This window comes from Rhodococcus sp. WAY2 (genome assembly GCF_009859915.1).
In the GTDB taxonomy this organism is placed as follows: Bacteria; Actinomycetota; Actinomycetes; order Mycobacteriales; family Mycobacteriaceae; genus Rhodococcus_F; species Rhodococcus_F oxybenzonivorans.
Genome location: NZ_CP046574.1, coordinates 109,728 through 130,664 on the forward strand (window position 1 = coordinate 109,728; position 20,937 = coordinate 130,664).

Genomic DNA, 20,937 nt, shown 5'->3' on the forward strand with positions numbered 1-20,937 from the left:
CTCCGTCACATTACTGGATGGTAGTGATTCACATCTCATAGCGATCTCGTCCGAAGCGTCAGTGGTCGTACCGTTCGGTTGGTGGCCGGAGGGTAATACGTTCCAGTGCAACTGGACGATTGACCGAATAGCGTTTGCATCCAACGTATTCCACACTGTCACCGGGGCTGCCCGGTATCCGGGCTGCTCTGCGGTGGTGTCGGCACGAATCATCGGGCTGGGGATGTAGGGCAGGAGCGGCAGCATGCGGGCACGTCGACGGATCAAGCGGGTTGCCGCAGCAGTGGGTGTGGGGTGGGTCGCGAGTATCCTTTCGGTGCCGGTCGCGGCGGCGGAGGAGGTTCCGGATATATCCGGGGCGAGCTCGGTGTGGCAGATCCCGGACCGCGTCGGTCCAGCCCAAAGTACGCATCCCGATGCCGCCCGGTACGCGCGGCAACACCCGGGATCGGTGCCGCCCGGAGTCAACGACTTCACCTGCACCTCCACCGGCGCGGACCCGAGGCCGGTGGTGCTCGTGCACGGCACGGACTCGAACGCGTACTCGGACTGGGCGGCGCTCGGTCCGCGACTGGCGGCATCGGGTCACTGCGTGTTCGCGCTGAACTACGGCGGCGAACCCGGAGGCGAGAGCTACGGAACCGAGGACATCACGGTCAGCGCCGGCCAGCTGGCGCAGTTCGTGGCGCAGGTCCGCGGCGCGACCGGGGCATGTGAAGTCGACATCGTCGGCTACTCGCAGGGCGCGACGGTGGCCCGCTATTACATCAACCGGCTCGGCGGGGCAGCGGCGGTCGAGCAGTGGATCGGCCTCGCCTCACCGACCTATGGGGGCACCATGTTCGGTCTCGTTCCGGTCCTCGAGCAGACCCCCGGCGGCATGGCGTGGGCGGTCGCGGCGCTGCCCCCGGAATTGGTTTCACCCGCGTTGGTGCAGCAGGCTCAGGGCTCACCGCTCCTCGACGACCTCAACGGTGGGGGAGACACCGTCCCGGGAACCCGGTACACGACGATCGGCTCCCGAATCGACGAGGTCATCCAACCGGCGACCAATATCGCGCTGCGCGACCGGTCGGCGACGAACCTGATGATTCAAGACCTCTGCCCGCTCAACCAGTCGGGCCATTTCCGGATGCCCTACGACGAGTACACCCTCCAACTCGTGATGGGCCTGCTCGATCCCGCAACGGCGGTGACACCACCCTGCACCGTGGTCCCAGCGGGCGCCGGGGTACTCGACATGATCCTGACCGAGAACTTCTGATCGAGTCGATACGGAACCCGCTGTGGCGCAACGGGATGGGAGAACATGCGTGTCGTGCGGGTGGGAATGACGGTAGGCGCATCACGCCACACCGAGGGTTTGCGCCGGCTATGGGGCCACCTCGACGAGGTCGAACCGGGCGGGTAATTGCGCCCAGGTTGCACGGCGTCGTCCGTCGTGAGTGCGGTAGCCGCTTCCGGGCTCTGGAACCCAGGTGCGCATCAGATCGTTACGCACCGTGGGGCGGTCGGCGGATTCGCAGGTGTGCACCAGCGCGGCGACCAGCCACCCCCGGGAGGTGGTCGGCGGGTCCATTCCGATGGGTGCTCGCACCAAGAAGGTTCGTAGTCCCGAGTCGTCCTCACGTCGGTCCTGGTCGCGGCCCTAGGTCTGGAGGGGGCCGTTGCTGTTGACGCAACAATGACCGCCGCACTGTGGGTGCCGCGGCAGTAGCCGAGGGACGTGGTTCGTGTCGGAGCTCCGCGGGGCGTGGGTACCCCTGTCGGGAGCCCCACCCAGCGTGTTCCGGCCTTGTGTGCCCCTCACGACACGAAGGCTCCTCCGATTGGCAGAGGCTCCGACTGGTCGCCCACTCACCGATCGCCCCGTACTGTTTCAGGTATCGAATTGTGCAGTAGCGAAACAACGGAAGGTGCCCGATGGGAATGCTCGACAAGGCCTTCAAGAGCGGTGCCGCGATCAAGGCCATCCAGGTCGTCAAACGTGAGGCGTCCAAGCCGGAGAACCAGCGCAAGGCCCGGGAACTGGTCACCAAGCTACGTCAGAAGCGCCGCTCACACTGAGTTGTCAGCCCGGCCGATTCCCGGAGCTGCGCGGAGTGGGTTGAGACGGCGTGTGACTCTTCGCGGACGCCCGTGTCGCTTGCCAGGGTGATGGGACCACCTCGTTGCCACGAGCATGGGACCACCCGAAGGTGTCATCGAGCATCGACCTCGCCTTCTGAACTGTCAACCGCGCCATGCCCCGGACGGGTGCGTTGCCGGTAGGACGGGCCCTCGATGACGAGGGTGTGCGCCGCGGAGGTGAGCCGGTCGATCGCCGACTGCGCGAGCAGGGCATCGGTGGTCATCGACAGCCACTCATCTGGGGACCTATTTGAGGAGACGATCGTCGCCTTGCGGCGATGGCGCTCCACGACCAACTCGTAGAAGTCGTTGGTCTCGGTCGCGTCCAGGGGCCGAAGCGCAAAATCGTCGAGGACCAGGAGATCGACGGTGGCGATGCGCCGCATCTCCGCCTCGACCGAGTTGTCGAGCCGGGCGGCGCGCAGACGGGCGAACAGCTTGTCGGCGCGGGCGCAGAGCACCGTCATCCGCCGCCGGATCGCCACGTGCCCGAGGGCGGTCGCCAGGTGCGTTTTTCCGACCCCGACCGGTCCCAGAACAAGGACCGAGTGGCCGGCCTCGGCGAACCGCAGCGACACCAGATCCGAGAGCAGGGATCGGTCGTAGCGGAGGTCGTCGAGGGCGTTCCAGGTGTCGATTCGCATCGACTGATCCAGACCGGCCTTTGCCGACCGCAAAGTCGCCGAGCGTGATTCCCGCCGGGACACCTCATCGGCGAGGAGCAGTTCCAGGAACGCGACGTGGCTGAGTTGGTGCTGGCGGGCCAGCGCCAGTCGCTCGGGCAGGGTGTCCTTGAGGGCGCCGAGCTTGAGGGCCTTGAGAAGGGCGATCAGGTCGGCGCCGATCGGATCGACCGGCCCCGTGGGGGCGGGTGGGGTGGTCATCGTGTCTCCTTCGTGTCGGTGTTGCCCCCGGCGATCACCGTCAGATGCCCGGTCCTCTCGGTGGCGACGCCGGTCCCGGCAGTGGCGACGGTGGTCCCAGATGTGGCGGGGCCGGTCCTGTCGGTGGCGAACTCGGCGGGGTCGCGGGTGAAACGGGACGGTGCCGCCGATCCGGCGGCTGGCAGCAGCGGCGTGGTGGTCTCGGTGGCGCGTTCGAGCATCGAGGCGATCTTGCTCACCGACACCACGTCCAGATCCAGCGCCGTGCTGCACGCAGCTTCGACCGGGTCGGGCCCGTAGCGGCGGACCAGCCCGAGCAGCCGGTAGACCGCCCGCATCCGGATCCAGGGCAACGGATCGTCGAGCAGTCTTTCGGCGTAGATCCCGACGGCGCGGCCGTGCCCGGCGCAGGCGCCGATCAGCCGGTCCAGATCGCGCATCGCATACCCGATCTTCTCGGTGGGCAGATCCTCCGGGTCGGTGCTGCGCCCACCGGCGGGCTGGCGCGGGTGCACCTTCACCAGGTTTCCGCGGGCGTAGAACTTCACCAGCGCACTGTCCGCCCGCACCTCGAGCACACTGCCGATCCACTGTCCCGGTATCGAATACAGCGCCTTGGCGACCTCGGCATGAAAGTCGCGGTGCACCTTGACCTGTTTGAAGATCGGCACGTCGTAAACCGGCGGGACGGGCAGCAGCATCGGTGCCTCGTCCTCGTCGAACACCTCGAGCGGGCGGGCGGCGGTAGTGCCGTGGGTCCGCATCCCCGCGGTGTCGCGGCACCATGCCTCGGCACGCTGTTGCGCCTCCGCTAGATCTGCAAATTCCTCACCGGCCCAGTAGTTTCCGCGCACATACTGAACGGCCCTTTCGACCCTGGGTTTGTCCTTCGGTGATCGGATCCGGGCCGGGTCCGTCACGAACCCGGTGTGCTGGGAGTAGTCCAGCCAACCCTGCGACAGCCGCGGGTTGACCGCGTCCGCGTCGGTCACAACCGGTCTCAGGTTGTCGGGGATGAGGACCTTGAACACACCGCCGAAGAAGGTCCACGCCGCTTCGCAGCCAGCGATCACCGCCGCCAGGGTCTGCGAGTACGTCAGCCACACGAACATGTGCCGCGAGTACACGGCGGTGAAGATCAGTGCGTGCACCTTGCGGCGCCGCCCGGTGTCCGGGTCGGTCAGGTATCCCAGGTAGCCGAAGTCGATCTGGCATTCGCTGCCGGGATCGCCGTCGACGATGCGGACGGTGGTGTCCTTGCGGCCGAAACCGCAGCGCTCGGTGGCGAATCGGTGCAACGTCCGATACGGCACCACACAGCCCTGACGGGCCAGCAGTGTTTCGATCTTGGTGATCGTCAGGGGTGGATGCGGCCCGTCGCCCGCGACCCACGCCCGAATCTGGTCCTCGAACCCCAGCAGCTGGTCCCAGGCGGCGCCGTGTCCGCTCGGGCGGGCCGGGCGCACCGCCTCGATCACCGCGCCGATCAGCCCATCGTCGAGGGCGTCGACACAGTCGCCGCGCTGCAGCCCCGCTGCCTGGGCGGCCTCGATGTATCGGCGGGCCGTTTTGCGGTCCACCCCGCAGTGCGCCGCAATCGTGCGCAATCCCGGCGGCCGGGACCCGGGCACCCCGAGCCAGATCCGGAGCACTTCCTTGACTTCGTTCACATTGACCTCCCGAAACGCCATGCCCGTCCGCCTTCGTGACCGGGGATACCGACACGACGATCAAACGAGCGATCCGACGGGACTTCGGCGCGACGCGCCGGGTGGTCCCATGACTGGCAATCCGAGTGGTCCCATGAGGGTGGCAGAAATCAGGTCAAGACGGTCCCATGCTCATGGCAGGCGACAGCCCGAGTCGTCGATCGACTCCGTCGTGCAGGTGGTAGGACTCTTCGGAGTCGATCCGATGGGCGGCGTTCAAATCGTTTCGCGCGAGAGCAGGGGCAGCGTCACTCGACCCGGCGTCCGCCGCAGCGGGGAGCTGGTCGCACCGTGCAGGCGAGTTCGAAATGGTGAACTGGGGGGCTTGAGGGCGTGAGACTGTCTTCTCGCGACGGTGACGAGCGCCAGATATGGGGCACTACCCAGGTAGCTCGACAGCCACAGAGCGCGGTCACGCAGTCGCCGGTGTCCGCGCTACCGGAGGCGCCGAAAGGCTATCGGAAGGGGTATCGGAGGATTGAGCCGCTGTCGCTTTTGTCTGCGCGGCGGGGGGAGTAACCCGGCTACTCAACTCCCGTCGGGGCCGGCTTCGACGATGCGCGTGGCGATCTGGGACAGGGGTGTATTCGAGTCCTGGGACAGTTTGATGAGCATCTCGAATGCCTGATCAGCCGGGACGCGGAAGCGTTCCATGAGCATGCCCTTGGCCTGCCCGATGATGTCCCTGTTCGCGAGTGCGGAGCGGAGCTGAAGATCGGTGCGTGCCGCGACGATGGCGATGGCGGCGTGTGCGGCCAACACTTCCCCGACCGCCACCGACTCGTCATCGAACGCGTTCGGTTTGAACGCGAACAGGTTCAGGGCGCCGGCAACGTCGGTGTGGGTGTAGAGCTGGAACGAGAGCATGCTGCGTACACCGGCATCGAGGGCGGCCTTGGTGAAACGGGGCCAGCGTGTTTCGAATTCGAGGTCATTGCTGCACACGAGGAATGCGTCGACGGCGGCATCGAGGCAGGGGCCCTGTCCGAGCTGTACCTGCACGGTATCGAGTTGGGGAGGTAGGTCCGAGGTGGGGGCGAGTGATTCGAACTTTTTGCGACCGGAAATCATCAGGACATCGGCGCAGTCGGTGCCCGGGATCACTGACACGGTCGCCGCGGTGACACGTCGGAGGATGCCATCGAGGTCGCCGGGAGTTGACAGTGAGCGGGCGAGGTCGGCCATCACCGTGCCGAGGTCGCCATTAACGGAATCGGCCATGTCGTCGGCACCACCTCTCAGAATCGTCATTTTGTGGCATTGACGACGCTACGGAGTCGCCGACCTCCTATGACGCTACGCCTGCGAGGTGACCGAACCGGGGCCACTGACCACCGGAGCGAGTCGGCTGTGACGGAACTTGCCGACCCGACCCCCCCGGTCACAAGCCGACCCGACCCTCCGGTCACAAGGGGTCAGGCGGACGGCGGGCCTGGCTGTCGCGGCGGTTTGCGGCCCGAGATGACACGGCAGCACCATCGGATACCTGTAACCGATTGGGTTACTCCTCAGTCGAAACAGCTCTGCCAGTTGGCCGCGTAGGCCCCGCCTCGGCGGCCGTGTAGGACCGGCAGCTGCCCATCAGGTTGCTCGAAGACGAAACCAGATCCGGTAGACCGGTCCTCATCAGATTGTGAGCTGGTCGATCTCGTGCGGCCGGGCGTTGGCCGGCGCACTATCCCACACGGTGCTGGGAATCCTTGCGGCCGCCGATGCTGTGGATCGCGAACGGACCGTTCGGTCAGCTCGCCGCTTGGGTGGGTTCCATACTGGGTGGATGCGGGAAGAGCTGGATGTGCGGGTGGATCGGGCGGTGGATCAGATTTTCGGGTCCGGGGTACCGCATCGGGTGGGGAGCTTTCGGTTCTACCTCGACGGTGAGCGGTGGGAGTGGTCCGATGCGGTGGCGCACATGCACGGCTATCGGCCGGGGGAGGTGACTCCGACGACGGCGTTGGTGCTCTCACACAAGCATCCCGAGGACGAACCACGCGTTGCCGCCGTGCTCGAGAAGATGATCAGCGAGAAGGAGCCGTTCGGCAGCGAGCACCGGATCATCGATACCGGGGGCCGGCTCCATCAGGTGATCGTCGTCGGTGATCGGATGCTCGACGCCGGCGGGAAGATGATCGGAACATCCGGCTTCTACATCGATGTCACCGACTCCCACGACACCGAGGTTCAGGCATCGGTCGACGAGATCGTCGACGAACTCGAAAAATCGCGGGCGGTCATCGAACAAGCCAAGGGGGTGTTGATGGTCGCCTACGGCATTTCGGCCGAGCGTGCATTCGATGTCCTGACCTGGCGGTCGCAGCAGACGAATATCAAGGTACGCACGATCGCCGCGCATCTCGTCCGCGACCTCGCCGCGGACGCGGAAACCCCGGTCGCGTTCCGCCGTCGCGTCGAGCGTGTCCTGTTTACTGTGCACGAACGGATTCCGGGTCGGTGAGGGGGCGGCCTGCGGGCTGGGTCCTCAACCCGCAGTGCCTGGAACGGTCCGTCACCGGTAACGGACTTGCTCCTCGGTCACGGGTGCCCGCACCACACGGATCTCAACCTGCGAGGTTTTCGATGCCACACCATGGTGAAAGACGTGGCGGCTGAGTGGTTCGCGAAGATTCCGGTGGCGCGAGGTGGTAGGAATGCAGCGGTGGATAGGACGCCGTTGATCAATGACTACATCGACGTATGGGGGCGGCGTCCGTCGTGGGACAGCGGCCGTGCGGCGCCTGCCCTGTGGACTCCGGCGGCGTGTGCCGTCTTCTGACGCTTTCTCCGTCTTGTCGTGTGGTTCAGCGCCGCACATCGCGGGTAATTGCCGGATCATGGACACACGATGCGCAACTGTGTGACCGACTCCGGACGGCGGCGAGGGCGTCGGTGACCATCCGCGCCGCCCCGCGGGGCGATCCGCAGGCGCCGCGGCGCAGGCGTTGGCCGACGATCACCGGAGCCTGCCCCTCGTAGGTGGCGGTGGCGATCAGGGCGTTCAACCCACGGACCCCGGTATACCCCGTACCCGGAACCCTGCTTACCGTGCCCGTGCACCGGCACGATCGTATCGTCGAGGTCGACGACCACCCGAGCTTCGGGAGCGCCGGCCAGCGGTGTCCGTTCGGCCAGGCCACGCAGGAATCGGGTGGCGACCGCGTCGAGTTGGCGGACATGCCCGAAGGTGAACGACCGCAGGAACGAGCCCAGCGTCGACGGCGCGTACGGGCGGTCGAACACCGTGGCCATGGCGCCGTGCCGCAGCAGTGCCATGTCGTCGATGCTGTCGGCGCCGGCGACCATGCCCGCGACCAGTGCGGTCACCTTCCGCCCCGCATTGGCGCCCTTGTCGGTCGGCACCGACACGTACTCGTCCGCCAGGTCAGCGAGCCGGTTTTCCTGGGCCAACCCCAGCACCGGAATCAGGCCGGCCGAGGCGAGGAGGTTGCGGTCATCGAACACCGCCGCCCGTACCGGGCGGGTATGAGATAGTTGGTCGGGTAGCCCCGACGCCTTACGGCGCCGAGGCCCCCTCAGAACCGGACGTGCGACTTTCACCGCATCCGGCTCAAGCAAGCCCCAAGGGCGTCTGGCCCCTGATTCCGCTGGCCCCACTGCCCTGTCGCTCGAGATGTCGGCAGTGGGCATGCGTGAGGCGTGTGGCCCGATCGCCGCCATGGGCGTTACCCAAGACGAGGGCAGTAGCGCGTAGCGCTCTCGTCATGGCCTTGATCCACTGTTCCCACTCTTGTGGGCTTTGTGGAGCGTGGTCGGCGTGCAGAAGGAATGTCCCGCACACGGGGCAGAGCCCGCGCTGCTGGAGCAGCAGCGAGGCTGTGAGACCACCGAGTTGCGCGTATGCCTTTCGTCGCCGACGTGCCCAATACTGGTCCAGGGCAGGATCGTCAGGTGACGCGGTGCCCATGACCATGTTGTGGCGGACGATCTTCGTCCAGGCGAACTGGCGTAGGTACTTCCCGCTGTCGCGGTCGCCGAACACCCATCGGTCTGTTCTGGATGGGTTGAACGTGCCGAAGTACCGATCCACGACCCAGTTCCTCGACTTTCTCGGGTGGGCGCGCAGCGCCCACCCGTAGAGGTGTTGCCACAGATAGTGATCCACTGCGGAGAACACCTCTTTGGAGACCACGCTCCGGTAGTAGCCAGCCCAACCCCGGATGATCGGGGTCAGTCGGCGGATCACCGCTTCGGAGTTGGTTCCCCGTAGGGAACGCACTTCATCGGCGAGCCGATGCCGGATGCGCTTCACTGCCGCTGCGCTGGGTCTGATGAGCAGTTTGCCGTCGTATCGACGGACGTTGAACCCTAGGAAGTCGAATCCTGCGTCGACGTGGACAATTCGTGTCTTGTCTTCGTTGAATTCGAGGCCCCGTGGCGCCAACCACTCACCCAAGCGGTGCCGGGCCTGTTCGGCTTGGCCCTTGGTGTGACACATGATGACGAAGTCGTCGGCGTATCTCACCAGCACCGGAGCTCCTCTTGCCACGTGCGCCCCATGGGGGTCGCGACGTGTGTAGTGAACTCCAGCGGCTTCCTCCATCCCATGCAGCGCAATGTTGAGCAGCATCGGGCTGATCACCCCACCTTGAGGGGTCCCCTCGTCGGTGGAGGTGAACCGGCCCTGCTCGATCACTCCAGCAGCCAGCCATCCGGCGACAAGCCCCCGTGCGGGGAAGGTTCCCAGATGTGCCAGCAGCCGCTCATGATCGATGCGGTCGAACGCTGCCGACAGGTCCGCGTCGAGCACCCACTGGCGCTTGGACCTGCGTCCTTTGAGCGTCCAGTAGATCGCCTCGATCGCGTCGTGACAGCCACGCCCGGGCCGGAACCCATACGAGCGTGGTTCGAACCGCGCTTCCCACTCCGGCTCCAACGCATTCGCGACCCGAGCTTGTTGCACCCGATCACGAAGCACGGGAATCCCTAGTGGACGCTGCTTTCCATTCGCCTTCGGAATGTAGACACGCTTGACCGGTCGGGCCTGCCACAGCGCAGTATGCCGGTGCAGATCCACCGCCAACTCAGCCCTGGCAGAGGAAGTCAATACGACTTCTCCATCGATGCCCGCGGTCCTGCGTCCAGCGTTGCGCTGCGTCACCCGCCGCACACTGTGGAGCGTGTTCGACTGGCTTCGCAGCATCAGTTTCTGCAAGTTGCGGACCCGTTTGAGATCCCCTTCTTGCGACGCCTTGAAAATCCTCCGCCGCAGCCGCCGTACGTCCTGCTCCACTGAGCGCCACGAGATCGCATCCCAGTTCGTCATGACGTCTTGTGGTCCGTTCACCGAAGTGGTGTCCAACTTGTCCGCAAGTTCTGGCGTTGTCATCGTCGTCTCTTTCAAAGGCTCACCTGGCCCACGTCAGCACCCTCCACGGGTTCGAGTGTTCACTCGTATCCGGCCAGTTATCCGAACCCCGCCGTCGGAGGAGACGACATCAAGTCGGGTCGGTTTCCTGTCGCCTTTCGGCCACCGGCATTAGCTTCTTGGGCCATCCTGTTCCCGCCCAGGCGTTCAACCTTCCTCACGGTCGGCCCACCGGACCACCAGTCCGGACCAGAGCGGGGTTTCCACGTTCCACATGCGCAAGACCCGGCCGGGGTGGGTGCCGCCTCGATCCCGGGGCGACGGTGTTCATACGACCGGTCAGATACCCCCGGTCGCCGTCTGCCGCTTCTCAACGGCGAGCCCTTACCCCGGCCCAAGCTTCCATCTATCCGAGGCTCATCTTGACGAGACGTTTCGGCGGTTCACTCACGTTCACCCGTCCGGCCTTCCCCTCACCTGCCGCCCCGGGATGGATCCAGGACCGCTTCGGCTTCTACCCCTGAGCTGAGGCTGCACCCTTGGAGTGGACACCCCTGACAATGGTTCCAGTGGAGAGCCAGGAGGGATGTCGAGGTGGGACGCCAGTCTCTGTACCCGGAGGAATTCCGGAAAGATGCGGTCGCGCTGTACCGCGCGGCCGACGGTAAACGCACGTACGCGGCGGTGGCCGCGGACCTGGGCATCAGTGGCGAGACGCTGCGGACGTGGGTCCGTAAGGACACCGCCCGCGAGGGACGCCCGGAGGTCCGCGGCACCGCTGGTGGGGAGACCGAGTCGGACGAGCTCGCGCGGCTGCGGGCAGAGAACGCCCGGCTGCGGGGTGCGGAGAAGGAATGGCAGCTCGAACGTGAGATTCTGCGCCGGGCAGCCGCGTATTTCGCATCAAGGAGGTGAAGTGAAGACCCGCCGCTGGGACTTCATCTTCGCTCAGCGTGCCGAGTTCTTCCGTGCTGCGGCTGTGCCGGATGCTCGGGACCTCCCGTTCCGGCTACTACAAGCACATAGCCACCGAGGATGCTCGTGCCGAGCACGCGGCGGAGGAAGCCGCGACCGTCGCCGAGATCCGCGCGATCCATGCCGAGCACCGCAGCGCCTACGGCGCCCCGCGGGTGCATGCTGAACTACGGTCCCGCGGAAGCAGGATCAACCGCAAACGGGTGACCGAAGCTGATGCGGATCCACCACGTGGTGGGCAGGCACCTGCGCCGCAGCAAGCGCACGACGATAGCGGACAAGTCGGCTCCGTCGGTGCCGGATCTGGTGATGCGGGACTTCGCTGCCACAGCGATGAATACGAAGTGGTGTGGGGACGTCACCTACATTCCGGTGGGATCCTCGTGGTTGTTTTTGGCCACGGTGATCGACATCTGCTCACGCCGGGTGGTGGGCTGGTCGATCGCTGACCATATGCGAACCGAACTCGTCACGGACGCGATCGAGATGGCGGTGCGCACCCGTGGTGGTGACGTCGGTGGCGTTATCTTCCACAGCGACCGCGGATCGCAGTATACCGCAGCAGCTTTCGTCGATGTATGCCGCCGTCATGGGATCCAGCAAAGTCGAGGACGGGTCGGGTCAAGTTACGATAATGCTCTCGCCGAGTCGTTCTTCCAAGGGCTCAAGAGGGAGTGGCTGCACGGACGGAGTTGGACGTCGAAGTCGCAGGCACGGCTGGACCTGTTCGAGTGGCTCTCGTACTTCAATCGGCGTCGCCGTCACTCCGCCCTCGGATACCTCACCCCAGTGGAGTTCGAACAACGACTCATCGCGTCGTCTACGCTGTCAGTCGCCGCATGAAATCCGGTGTCCACTCCCAAGGGGCAACCTCAGAGCTTCGCACCCCGCCGTTACCAGCGACGCACGTCAAGGTGGGGACGGGCCATCGAACACAAACCCGGGCTACGTCATCGACAACACCGCCGACCTCCAATCAACGCGCCACTTGACGCATGCGACCTCGTGTCGCACCACCCTAGAGATGCCCTTCGTTTAGGGGAGGATCGGACCTTAGACAAGCCCAATCTTTCCAAAACGTAAGGGCATCTCGCCGTTACGACCCACCCACCACCTCAAACCATCGGTGGATTCAGGCTTAGGTGCGCACATGCCGTGGCGGTGTCACCGTCAAATAGCGCCAAACGCCCGCTGGCGAACAGGACCAGGGTCTTCATCTCGGAGCCCGGTACATGGTTGGCCAGAGCGAGAACTTCTTCGACCAGTTCGGTTCCCGCGACGACTTCACCCGGCAGTGCTGCGAGGACACGGTCGGCATAGAGGGCCCTGATTCGTATGATTGTCGGCTGCGCCGACTGGTGCGCGAGTAGTCGGTCGAGCCATCGGCGGCCCTCGCTGAGGGCGCCGTGAATACTCCAGAAGAGGTGCATTGCCGTCGCGATGCGCAACCCCGTCTCGACCAATCGGTTTTCGGTGGAGATCAGGCAATGCTCGAGTGCCTCCCGGATGTTGGGCTGTTCGCGATCGAGACGAGCAATCGCGTCTAATTGCCCCGGACCGGATCCATTCCGATTCCACCGCGCGACATACCTGGTCGTACCAGTTGCTGTGTCGAGATCGTAGTGCAAGATACTCGCCGCTCTGGCGGGCCTTCTCGCGGCCATATTCGCGGATGGTTTCGAGCATCCGGAACCGCACGACAGTTCCGCGGATCCGCAGGTGTGGACATGCGCGCAGCAATTCTTCGGCCAGTCCGGCGACAGCTTCGAGCAGGTGCCCGCAATTGTCGAGAACCAGCAGCACCTGTCGGGGCGCGAGATGCTCGACGAGTGAATCCTTGATGGATCGAGGTGCGCGTTCACGCACGCTAAGCGGGGCGGCCACCACCTCGGTGAGAAGGACCGCGTCCCGCGGATCACCCAGCTCGACCAACCACACACCGTCACGGAAAGATGCGGCCGTGGTCGCGGCCGCACGAAGCGCCAGACGGGTCTTGCCGACCCCACCGATCCCCGTCAGCGTCACCAGCCGAGACGACCGCAGCAGTTTTACCGTCTCCGCCAACTCGGTCCGGCGGCCGATGAAGCTGGTCAATTCGGGGGGGCAGATTCCTCTGGCATCTTGTGGGCCGAATCAACATCGCGTCCTCGTCCGGAACGCGACCGCACGAGTGCACCCGGCGTGCTTCGTCGCCCTGCACGGCCATGTCATCGACAGCAGAACCGTGTCGGCGCTGCACGGTGCGCAGGTCCTCGCTCAGTTCCGCGGCCGTCAGTTGGCGGTTTTCTGGACCCGAGGCCATGGCCTGTTCGATGACCGCGGCCACATCCCCGGCCACACCGTTCTCACGCAGGTCCGGGACGGGTCCGGTCGTAATCCGCAGGAACTGCGCCACTAACTGGTTGACCCTGGCGGCGTTCGAACGCGCGGCAGTGTCCGGTGATCGCGCAGAACTAAGGTCGCACCCAAACTGTAGATGTCCGATGCCGGGCTCGGAGAACGTCCGGAGAGCACTTCTGGAGCCGTAAACGCAGGTGAACCAGTGACCACCCCTGTGGCGGTCTCGAAACCCCCAGCGATGTGGGCGATACCCGAAGTCCGTCAACCGCGGTTCTCCGTAGTCGTCGAACAAGATGTTCGCAGGATTCACATCACGGTGCACGATACCGAGCCGATGTGCGGTTTCAAGTGCCCCGGCGAGTTCGGTGCCGAGACGAAGTGCGTCTTCGAGCGGTAACGGACCGACTCGGCGGATGTGCTCGTCCAATGACCCGTGCCGGTGGTACTCCATCACAACGAACAATCGATCGTGCTCGGTGACTCCGACCTGCAGGGCTCCGACGATGTCGGGGTGCCCGGTGAGCCGGGCCATCGCCCTGCCCTCCTGAAGAAGGCGTTGACGGTTCTGTTCATCGAAGTCGGGGCGTTCCCCCGAGGTGTGGACACCAGTTCCTATGCGGCGGTGGCCAGCGTAGCCGATCGCTGCTCGAACTCGACCGGACAGATCTGACCGAGGGTGGAGTGCCTCCTTCTGGTGTTGTAGCGCGTGATCCAGCGGAAGACAGCGGCACGCGCCTCGCCCGCGCTGTTCCAGCGCTTCCGACCCTGCAGCGTCTCTCGCTTCAACGTCGCGTTCAGCGACTCGGCCGCCGCGTTGTCCGCCGCCGTCCCGACCGCACCCCGCGATCTGGTCACCCCCAGCTCGCAGCAGAGGTCGGCGAATTCCGCTGATGCATACTGGGCGGGCTCAACCGGTCGATGCAACACCTCGATCACGGAGGTGTGCGATGGGATACAGCAACAAGCAGATGTCTGGCCCGCCGGTGGGTGCCAGGCGGCAGTGGGCGGCGGACAGGGCATTGCGACCTCCGATGCGTTCACCGGGCCGGCCGGAGCCCTCTCGTGCGGTGCAGCGGGACTTCTGGCGGCGGATCGCATCGGGAGTGACGACGGTCGAGGCCGCGGAGGCCGTCGGCGTGTCATGGCCGGTCGGGTGCCGTTGGTTCCGTCACGCTGGCGGCATGCCACCGATCAGCCTGGACGAGCCCACGGGCCGCTACCTGTCGTTCGCCGAGCGTGAGGAGATCGCGCTGTTGCGCGCCCAGGATGTTGGCGTGCGCGAGATCGCCCGCAGGATCGGACGCGCCCCGGGGACGATCTCACGCGAACTGCGCCGCAACGCGGCGACCCGGGGCGGCAAGCTGGTCTACCGGGCACTGGTGGCGCAGTGGAAAGCGCAACAGGCCGCGAAGCGGCCGAAGACGGCGAAGCTCGTGGGCAACGACAGGTTGCGTAAGTACGTGCAGGAGCGGCTCTCCGGCAGCGTCCGCCGACCCGACGGCACGATCGTCCGTGGGCCGCAGACGCCCGCGTGGAAGGGGCTCAACAAGCCGCATCGACAGGACAGGCGATGGGCGACGGCGTGGAGCCCGGAACAGATCTCGCACCGGCTCAGGATCGACTTCCCCGATGATGAGTCCATGCGCATCAGCCACGAGGCGATCTACCAATCGTTGTTCATCGAGGGCCGTGGCGCGCTCAAACGGGAGCTGGTCGCGTGCCTGCGCACCGGGCGGGCGCTGCGGGTTCCCCGAGCGCGGTCGCAGAACAAGCCGCAAGGGCATGTCACCGAGGACGTCGTGATCAGCGAACGCCCCGCCGAAGCCGCCGATCGCGCCGTCCCGGGGCCCTGGGAAGGCGACTTGATCATCGGGACCGGCCGGTCCGCGATTGGCACGCTCGTCGAGCGCAGCAGCCGATCCACGATCCTCCTGCACCTGCCTCGGCTGGACGGCTGGGGCGACAAGCCACCCGTGAAGAACGGTCCTTCCCTCGGCGGCTATGGCGCCGTCGCGATGAACGCCGCGCTGACGACATCGATGACCACGCTCCCCGAGCAGCTCCGCAAGACCCTCACCTGGGACCGCGGGAAGGAACTCTCCGGTCATACCCAGTTCGCTCTCGATACCGGCACGAGAGTGTTCTTCGCCGACCCGCACTCGCCCTGGCAACGACCGACGAACGAGAACACGAACGGCCTTTTGCGCCAGTACTTCCCGAAGGGCACCGATCTGGCCAGGTGGTCCGCCGAGGACCTCCAAGCCGTCGCCGTGGCGATCAACAACCGGCCCCGCAAGATCCACGACTGGCGAACCCCGGCCGAGGTCTTCGCCGAGCAGCTACGCTCACTGCAACAGACAGGTGTTGCGACGACCGATTGAATCCGCCCAAGTTGCCGTACTCGGTGTGCAGGTAGTCGGCATACAACCGCACCAACTCCGCCGCGACCGGGACCGTCCGCGCATGAACCGACTTTGCGCGGGCCCGGTTTGCGTTGTCGCGGCGTCGTACCGTGATCGCACGGTCGGAGGCGGCAATATCGCTGTGCCGCAACCCCAAGGCCTTCCCGATTCGCATCCCGCTGTCATACAACACCGCCAGCAGGAACCGATCCCGCAGACGTTCGCACGCATCCAGCAACGCCTGCACCTCGTCCGGAGCGAGGATCCGCGGGATCTTCTTCGCCGCTTTCATACCCACTGCACGCCGCGGCCGCAGCTCGTGCTTGCTGACGTGATGGAGGAACGGTTTCCATCCACCCCGCGACCCGCCGGCCTCCCATGTCGTCAGTAGACCTGCGACATCGACGCCGGCGCGTGCAGCGTGGACATAGAACGCCGCCAACGCCGACAGCTTCCGGTTCACCGTCGCTTCGCTGCAGTGGTGCTCCACCGAAGGCAGCACGCTGACCAAGCCCGAGCGTGCTGCCGTCGGCAGCCGCAGCCACGCAACGAACGCTCCGACGTCCTCGAGACCTACCTTCGTCCAGTCCAGGCCGCCCCTGGACAGGAACTCGAACCAATCCTTCAGGTCATGCGCATACGCCTTGACCGTGTTCGGTGACCGCTCGATATCGGTCAGATAGGCCAGATACCGATCCACTGGTACCACCGGCGCATCATCATCTCCGAGAACGGTCCACGACTCACGCGACGAGACCGGTGAAACCACCCGTGTGACAAGCACTCCAACTCCCCAGGTTCTGCTTCATGGACCGCTGAAGATAACCACGTCCAGCACGCAAGAACCGACCATCACAGACACCGTGGAAGACATCGAAGACGAAGCCCGCATCACTAGAGATAACCATTGAGAGCGTCAACGCCCGAATTCGCAGGGCCGTGAAGGCCCGCGGCCACTTCCCGACGGAGGCCGCGGCCCTGAAGTGTGTGTACCTGGCCATCATGAGCCTCGACCCCAAAGGCACCGCCCGCCAGCGCTGGTCCAACCGCTGGAAGGCGGCACTGAACGCCTTCGAGATCACCTTCGACGGACGCCTGTCCGCCGGACGGAAGTAGCTAGAAATCAACCAGTTACACCGTTATCTGGACAGACCCCCGTTCAGTTAGCAACTAAGTATGGTGCATATTGGTAACTGGGTGGGTTGTGGATGGTGTTGGTGGTGTCCGCGTTTGGCTGCCCATTTGAGGACTTCGCGTTTGACGACCCGGGGGTTGGCGCGGTGTCGGCGTACAGGGTTGATGCGGCGCAGGAGTTTGGCGATGCCCTGTTCCACAATCGGGTGGCGGCGTGGTGGTTATGAGGGGGAAAAAGAGGCTCTCTTGCTCTGAATGTGGGTGGCCCTGCATGTGGTAAGGCAGGTGGTGTGGGGGTGGGCGCACGGGCCGCCCGTAGGGTCGAAAGTTCCTACACAACCGGCCCAAAGGAGCTTGCCCGTGCGCGCCTCAACCCTACTCAACAGGCCGCTGTGCCTACCGAGGGCCACCGTCCGCGACGTCGAGATCCTCGACGAGCGGGTGGTGGTGAGGGTGCGTCCCCAACGCCGCCGGATGCGGTGCCCGTACTGCTCCTTCACGACCGTGCACCGCTACGACACCCGGGACGTCGACTCGTCGTGGCGGCATCTTGACCTGGGCGGACGGGTGTGTGTGCTCACCCTGCGGCGTCGGCGGTTGCGGTGCCCCGAGCACGGTGTACACGCCGAGGCGGTCGACTTCGCCCGCCCCGGCTCCGGGTTCACGACCGACTTCGAGGACCTCGCGGTGTGGCTGGCCACCAGGACCGACAAGTCCACGGTGTCGGTGTTCTGCCGGGTCACCTGGCGCACCGTCGGGGCCATGTGTTCACGGGTGGTCGCCGACAAACTTGCCCCGGACCGGTTCACGAATCTGGTCGACATCGGGGTGGACGAGATTTCGTGGCGCCGGCACCACAAGTACCTCACCCTCGTCTCCGACCACGAGTCCGGCAAGATCGTCTGGGGCACCGAGGGCAAGAACGCCGCCGCGCTCGGCACCTTCTTCACCGACACCCTGCCCGAGGGCGCGGCGCAGCGGATCGAGGCGGTGTCGATGGACCTCGGACCGGCCTACGTCAAGGCGGTACGCGAGCACGCCCCGCAGGCGACGATCTGTTTCGACCCGTTCCACGTCGTCAAACTCGCGACCGACGCCCTCGACGACGTGCGCCGCCAGGCGTGGCAGCTCGCCCGCACCCTGTCGGACAAGCAGATCGCGAAGACGTACCGGGGCGCCCGGTGGGCGCTGCTCAAGAATCCCGAAAACCTCACCGATAAACAGGCTTCGACGCTCGAGGCACTCAAACGCGACGGCGGCGCACTGGGACGGGCCTACGAACTCAAGGAAGCCCTGCGCGCGGTCTTCGCGGGCGATCTCGGCGACGAGGAGACGATCGCGATGCTCGGCCGTTGGTGTTCGTGGGCGCAGCGTTGCCGCATACCGCAGTTCGTCAAGGTGGGCAAAACCATCCGGAAGCACCTCGACGGCATCCTCGCGGCCATCGCCCGCAGACTTGCAAACGGACGCCATGAGGGCCTGAACAACAAGGTCCGGCTGATAATCCGCCGGGCCTACGGATTCCACACCGCCGAGAACGCCCTCGCGCTGATCCTGCTCGCCTGCGGACCCGTCACCCTCACCCTCCCATATCACACGGCAACCCATCCACATTCATGACAGGAGAGCCGAAAAAGAGCTGTGGGACAGGGATCGTCGGGTGATCCGCAGGGCGGCGATGAAGGAGATCCGGTCGGGGTCGTGACTGCCGGCGGTTGCGGCGTCGCGCATCAGGGTGCGGATGGCGTAGTGGCAGCACAGGTGCCCCCAGATTTCCTGCTCGACCAGCGGTGGGGATTTCGACCGCAGCACGGCGCGTGGTCCGCGCTGGTGGGTCTTGAGTTCGTCGAAGGTGTTCTCGATTTCCCAGCGCTGGGCGTAGGCCAGCGCCAACTCTTCTGCAGGTGCGTCGGCGGGGTCGAGGATCGTGGTCAGCAGCCGATACTGCTCGGGGTTCCCCCGCCCGTCGTCGAGGGTGTAGTCGATTACGCGCACCGTGCGCGGTGTTCGCTGCTGCCGATTCTTTCCGGAGGTGGGGATGATCTGTGCCAGCCAGGATCCGTCGTCGAGGGTCTCGAGGTGTCGAGGTGAGAGGGTCGATTTGACCCTCCACAGCAGGTCGGCGCCGGTGGCTGCGGCTCGGGTCCACATGTCGAATCCGTAGAGGCCGCGGTCGGCGAGCAGCAGCATCCCGGGTTCGAGGGTGTCCATCAGCTCGTGGGCGAGCTCCCGCTCGGAGGTGCGGCACGGTCCGATCCCGGCGTCGAATACCGCGTGTGTGTGCCGCATTCGGCGAGGGCCACCAACCGTGCCTGCGGGAACGCGGACTTCTCGCCGCGGCTCGATGCGGGCCGCCCGAAATGCTCGGCGTTGGCCGGGGTGTCGGGCAGGTCGAGGCAGGTCCCGTCGAGGGCCACCAACCGGCGCCCGGCGAGCCAGGATCCGGGTGTATCCGTGTCGGCGAGAGGTCGGGCGACACGGCGGAACAACTCCCGCACCGGTTCGTATCCCAGACGTGAACGAGCCTGGAAGATCGCCGATTTCGTCGGCGGCGACCAGGACTGGGACCATCCCGACGCCCACGACAAACCGTCGGTGAGCTGATCGAAGACCTCCTCGTAGGAGCCTTGTGAATTCAATGCCATCCCGATCGAGAAATACGCCGTCACGCGAGCGGTCAACGACCTACTGCGCTGCTCGGTCCGCCCGCATTCCGCGATCACCTCATCGACCAGGGACGCGGGAAATACCCTGGTCAACAACCCCACCGACACCACATCCGACAACCGCCGATCCGAGACCGGCTTCACCCATCCACTCCGAGGCACACCTCATCGTATCGCAAACACCACTAACTGAACGGTATTGGGGCTAAGAAGGGCTACGTCACCAATCTTCCTGTGAGCATGATGAATCCGCATGAGGTAATCGATAAGTATCACGATTTGTGGAAGGTCGAGCAGTCGTTTCGGATGTCGAAGACCGACCTGCGGGCCCGGCCATCTTCAGCCACACCCGGGATTCGATCTAGGGCATGTCTCCCAATAGTTTGAGCCATTCGACGATGCCGGCGAGAAGGAATCCAGCCCGGTAAGTCAGCGCAAGCTTGTCATACCGGGTTGCCACCGCTCGCCACTGTTTTGCCTTGTTGAAGGCCCTTTCCACCACGTTGCGGCCCTTGTACGACTCGGCATCGAAGTTCGGTGGCCGACCGCCCGCGCTGCCCTTGTTCTTGCGGTTGGCCACCTGATCGGACTTCTCGGGAATGACCGCCTTGATGCCCTTGCTGCGTAGCAGTTCTCGATTGGCCTTGGATGTGTACGCCTTGTCGGCACGGACCTCGTCCGGGCGCGTGCGGGGTGCGCCGCCACCGATGCGCGGCACGCAGATGCCCTCCAGGAGCGGGCCGAACATCGGGCTGTCGCCTGCCTGGCCAGGACCCACCAGCACCGACAAGGGACGTCCGTCGCCATCGCACGCCAGGTGGACTTTGCAGGTCAGCCCGCCGCGGGACCGGCCGATGCCGTGATCGACCGGTTCGTCAAGCAGATTCGTGTAATTCGGTAGATCCCCCTGTGTCACGCGCGGCGTTGGCGCCGTGCTGGTGCACCCGCACCACGGTGGAATCCACCGACACCGCCCAATCCAGATCGCCACCGGCATCGGCCATCGCCGCCAGGGCTATGAGTACCCGATCCCACGTTCCATCCCCGGCGTAGCGTCGGTGCCGTTTCCACACCGTCTTCCAGGGGCCGAAATGCGCAGGTAGATCCCGCCACGGGAGCCCGGTACGCAGCCGGTAGAGCATCCCCTCCACCACGAGCCGGCTGTTCTGGAACTTCCGCCCCCGCAGCCCATCCGAACTGGGCAACAGCAGCGCAAGCAACTCCCACTGCTTGTCCGTCAACACCTCAAACCGATTAACAACGTCTGCCACAGCGAAGAGTCTGCAGCACAACACCCCAAATCATTGGGAGACACGCCCTAGGTGGCTGGTGTTTTTCGCGGCGTGGCGGTCCCGGGTGATGTTGATCTTTCCG

At 65.3% G+C, this 20,937-nt stretch carries 14 protein-coding genes and 7 pseudogenes; 9 read left to right on the forward strand and 12 right to left on the reverse strand.

The genetic code is table 11. The annotated features are described in order from the left end of the window. Positions 1 to 244: 244 nt before the first annotated feature. Entirely contained in the window at positions 245 to 1,264 is a 1,020-nt protein-coding gene (locus GFS60_RS35140; RefSeq protein ID WP_054246176.1) for an esterase/lipase family protein, read from the forward strand. Between the two features lie 108 nt (positions 1,265 to 1,372). Here the strand turns inward: GFS60_RS35140 and GFS60_RS35145 are convergent, their stop codons facing one another. After that, positions 1,373 to 1,597, reverse strand: a complete 225-nt coding sequence (locus GFS60_RS35145; RefSeq protein WP_236603683.1) for a hypothetical protein — start codon at positions 1,595 to 1,597, stop codon at positions 1,373 to 1,375. Between the two features lie 326 nt (positions 1,598 to 1,923). Between GFS60_RS35145 and GFS60_RS38840 the strand changes: the two genes are divergently transcribed. After that, positions 1,924 to 2,067, forward strand: coding sequence for a hypothetical protein (locus GFS60_RS38840; RefSeq protein WP_164709515.1), 144 nt, complete (start codon positions 1,924 to 1,926; stop codon positions 2,065 to 2,067). 134 nt (positions 2,068 to 2,201) lie between these two features. Here the strand turns inward: GFS60_RS38840 and GFS60_RS35150 are convergent, their stop codons facing one another. The 3 genes from GFS60_RS35150 to GFS60_RS35160 form a co-directional block, all read right to left on the reverse strand. After that, positions 2,202 to 3,014: an ATP-binding protein gene (locus GFS60_RS35150; RefSeq protein WP_054246178.1), complete on the reverse strand. Its 813-nt coding sequence runs from the start codon at positions 3,012 to 3,014 to the stop codon at positions 2,202 to 2,204. Further along, on the reverse strand, positions 3,011 to 4,705 hold the full coding sequence (gene istA, locus GFS60_RS35155) for an IS21 family transposase (protein WP_082359731.1): 1,695 nt from the start codon (positions 4,703 to 4,705) through the stop codon (positions 3,011 to 3,013). The genes GFS60_RS35150 and istA overlap by 4 nt, the downstream gene beginning before the upstream one ends. A 546-nt stretch (positions 4,706 to 5,251) precedes the next feature. Next, on the reverse strand, positions 5,252 to 5,944 hold the full coding sequence (locus GFS60_RS35160; protein ID WP_054248224.1) for a GAF and ANTAR domain-containing protein: 693 nt from the start codon (positions 5,942 to 5,944) through the stop codon (positions 5,252 to 5,254). A 556-nt stretch (positions 5,945 to 6,500) separates the two neighbouring features. Here GFS60_RS35160 and GFS60_RS35165 point away from each other — a divergent pair. Then, on the forward strand, positions 6,501 to 7,178 hold the full coding sequence (locus GFS60_RS35165; protein ID WP_082359860.1) for a PAS and ANTAR domain-containing protein: 678 nt from the start codon (positions 6,501 to 6,503) through the stop codon (positions 7,176 to 7,178). A gap of 412 nt (positions 7,179 to 7,590) precedes the next feature. On the opposite strand, the pseudogene GFS60_RS35170 reads toward GFS60_RS35165, so the two are convergent. After that, positions 7,591 to 8,257, reverse strand: a pseudogene (locus GFS60_RS35170) (IS1380 family transposase); the annotation flags it as partial. A gap of 31 nt (positions 8,258 to 8,288) precedes the next feature. Continuing rightward, positions 8,289 to 10,067 carry a group II intron reverse transcriptase/maturase gene (gene ltrA, locus GFS60_RS35175; protein ID WP_054248216.1) on the reverse strand — a complete coding sequence of 593 codons (1,779 nt, stop codon included), beginning with the start codon at positions 10,065 to 10,067 and terminating at the stop codon, positions 8,289 to 8,291. A 573-nt stretch (positions 10,068 to 10,640) separates the two neighbouring features. On the opposite strand from ltrA, the pseudogene GFS60_RS35180 reads away from it, so the two are divergent. Further along, a pseudogene (locus tag GFS60_RS35180) lies at positions 10,641 to 11,864 on the forward strand (IS3 family transposase). A 272-nt stretch (positions 11,865 to 12,136) separates the two neighbouring features. Here GFS60_RS35180 and GFS60_RS35185 read toward each other — a convergent pair. Further along, entirely contained in the window at positions 12,137 to 12,484 is a 348-nt protein-coding gene (locus GFS60_RS35185) for a hypothetical protein (protein ID WP_054248219.1), read from the reverse strand. 497 nt (positions 12,485 to 12,981) lie between these two features. Between GFS60_RS35185 and GFS60_RS40210 the strand changes: the two genes are divergently transcribed. Beyond that, a complete protein-coding gene (locus GFS60_RS40210) occupies positions 12,982 to 13,419 on the forward strand; it encodes a hypothetical protein (protein ID WP_280123347.1) in 438 nt (145 codons plus the stop codon). A 249-nt stretch (positions 13,420 to 13,668) separates the two neighbouring features. On the opposite strand, the pseudogene GFS60_RS40215 reads toward GFS60_RS40210, so the two are convergent. Beyond that, positions 13,669 to 13,893, reverse strand: a pseudogene (locus GFS60_RS40215) (protein kinase domain-containing protein); the annotation flags it as partial. Between GFS60_RS40215 and GFS60_RS40220 the strand changes: the two are divergent. Beyond that, complete coding sequence (locus tag GFS60_RS40220; RefSeq protein ID WP_054248221.1) at positions 13,795 to 14,031, forward strand: hypothetical protein; 237 nt, start codon at positions 13,795 to 13,797, stop codon at positions 14,029 to 14,031. The pseudogene GFS60_RS40215 and the gene GFS60_RS40220 overlap by 99 nt on opposite strands. Here GFS60_RS40220 and GFS60_RS35195 read toward each other — a convergent pair. Continuing rightward, positions 13,974 to 14,264: pseudogene (locus GFS60_RS35195) on the reverse strand (transposase); the annotation flags it as partial. The gene GFS60_RS40220 and the pseudogene GFS60_RS35195 overlap by 58 nt on opposite strands. Positions 14,265 to 14,329: 65 nt before the next feature. Between GFS60_RS35195 and GFS60_RS35200 the strand changes: the two are divergent. Then, positions 14,330 to 15,742 carry an IS30 family transposase gene (locus tag GFS60_RS35200; protein WP_082359865.1) on the forward strand — a complete coding sequence of 471 codons (1,413 nt, stop codon included), beginning with the start codon at positions 14,330 to 14,332 and terminating at the stop codon, positions 15,740 to 15,742. A 7-nt stretch (positions 15,743 to 15,749) separates the two neighbouring features. Here the strand turns inward: GFS60_RS35200 and GFS60_RS35205 are convergent. Beyond that, positions 15,750 to 16,547 (reverse strand): annotated as a pseudogene (locus tag GFS60_RS35205) (tyrosine-type recombinase/integrase); the annotation flags it as partial. Positions 16,548 to 16,669: 122 nt separating this feature from the next. Between GFS60_RS35205 and GFS60_RS35210 the strand changes: the two are divergent. Next, positions 16,670 to 16,879, forward strand: a pseudogene (locus GFS60_RS35210) (transposase); the annotation flags it as partial. Between the two features lie 378 nt (positions 16,880 to 17,257). Continuing rightward, on the forward strand, positions 17,258 to 18,517 hold the full coding sequence (locus GFS60_RS35215; RefSeq protein ID WP_054248223.1) for an ISL3 family transposase: 1,260 nt from the start codon (positions 17,258 to 17,260) through the stop codon (positions 18,515 to 18,517). Here the strand turns inward: GFS60_RS35215 and GFS60_RS35220 are convergent. Together GFS60_RS35220 and GFS60_RS35225 are read right to left on the reverse strand one after the other, a co-directional pair. Continuing rightward, positions 18,512 to 19,725 (reverse strand): annotated as a pseudogene (locus GFS60_RS35220) (IS4 family transposase). The gene GFS60_RS35215 and the pseudogene GFS60_RS35220 sit on opposite strands and share 6 nt — an antisense overlap. Before the next feature lie 199 nt (positions 19,726 to 19,924). Then, positions 19,925 to 20,834, reverse strand: a protein-coding gene (locus tag GFS60_RS35225) for an IS5 family transposase (RefSeq protein ID WP_255284983.1) whose coding sequence is annotated in 2 segments (ribosomal slippage) — positions 19,925 to 20,482 and positions 20,484 to 20,834 — 909 coding nt in all. Because the reading frame shifts where the segments join, the coding sequence is not laid out codon by codon here. Between the last annotated feature and the right edge of the window lie 103 nt (positions 20,835 to 20,937).

Bases quoted from the DNA above. Each gene is read 5' to 3' on its own strand.
- GFS60_RS35140 (WP_054246176.1), top strand. From the start codon at position 245: ATGCGGGCACGTCGACGGATCAAGCGGGTTGCCGCAGCAGTGGGTGTG.
- GFS60_RS38840 (WP_164709515.1), top strand. From the start codon at position 1,924: ATGGGAATGCTCGACAAGGCCTTCAAGAGCGGTGCCGCGATCAAGGCC.
- GFS60_RS35150 (WP_054246178.1), bottom strand. From the start codon at position 3,014: ATGACCACCCCACCCGCCCCCACGGGGCCGGTCGATCCGATCGGCGCC.
- istA (WP_082359731.1), bottom strand. From the start codon at position 4,705: ATGGCGTTTCGGGAGGTCAATGTGAACGAAGTCAAGGAAGTGCTCCGG.
- GFS60_RS35160 (WP_054248224.1), bottom strand. From the start codon at position 5,944: ATGGCCGATTCCGTTAATGGCGACCTCGGCACGGTGATGGCCGACCTC.
- GFS60_RS35165 (WP_082359860.1), top strand. From the start codon at position 6,501: ATGCGGGAAGAGCTGGATGTGCGGGTGGATCGGGCGGTGGATCAGATT.
- ltrA (WP_054248216.1), bottom strand. From the start codon at position 10,067: ATGACAACGCCAGAACTTGCGGACAAGTTGGACACCACTTCGGTGAAC.
- GFS60_RS35200 (WP_082359865.1), top strand. From the start codon at position 14,330: ATGTCTGGCCCGCCGGTGGGTGCCAGGCGGCAGTGGGCGGCGGACAGG.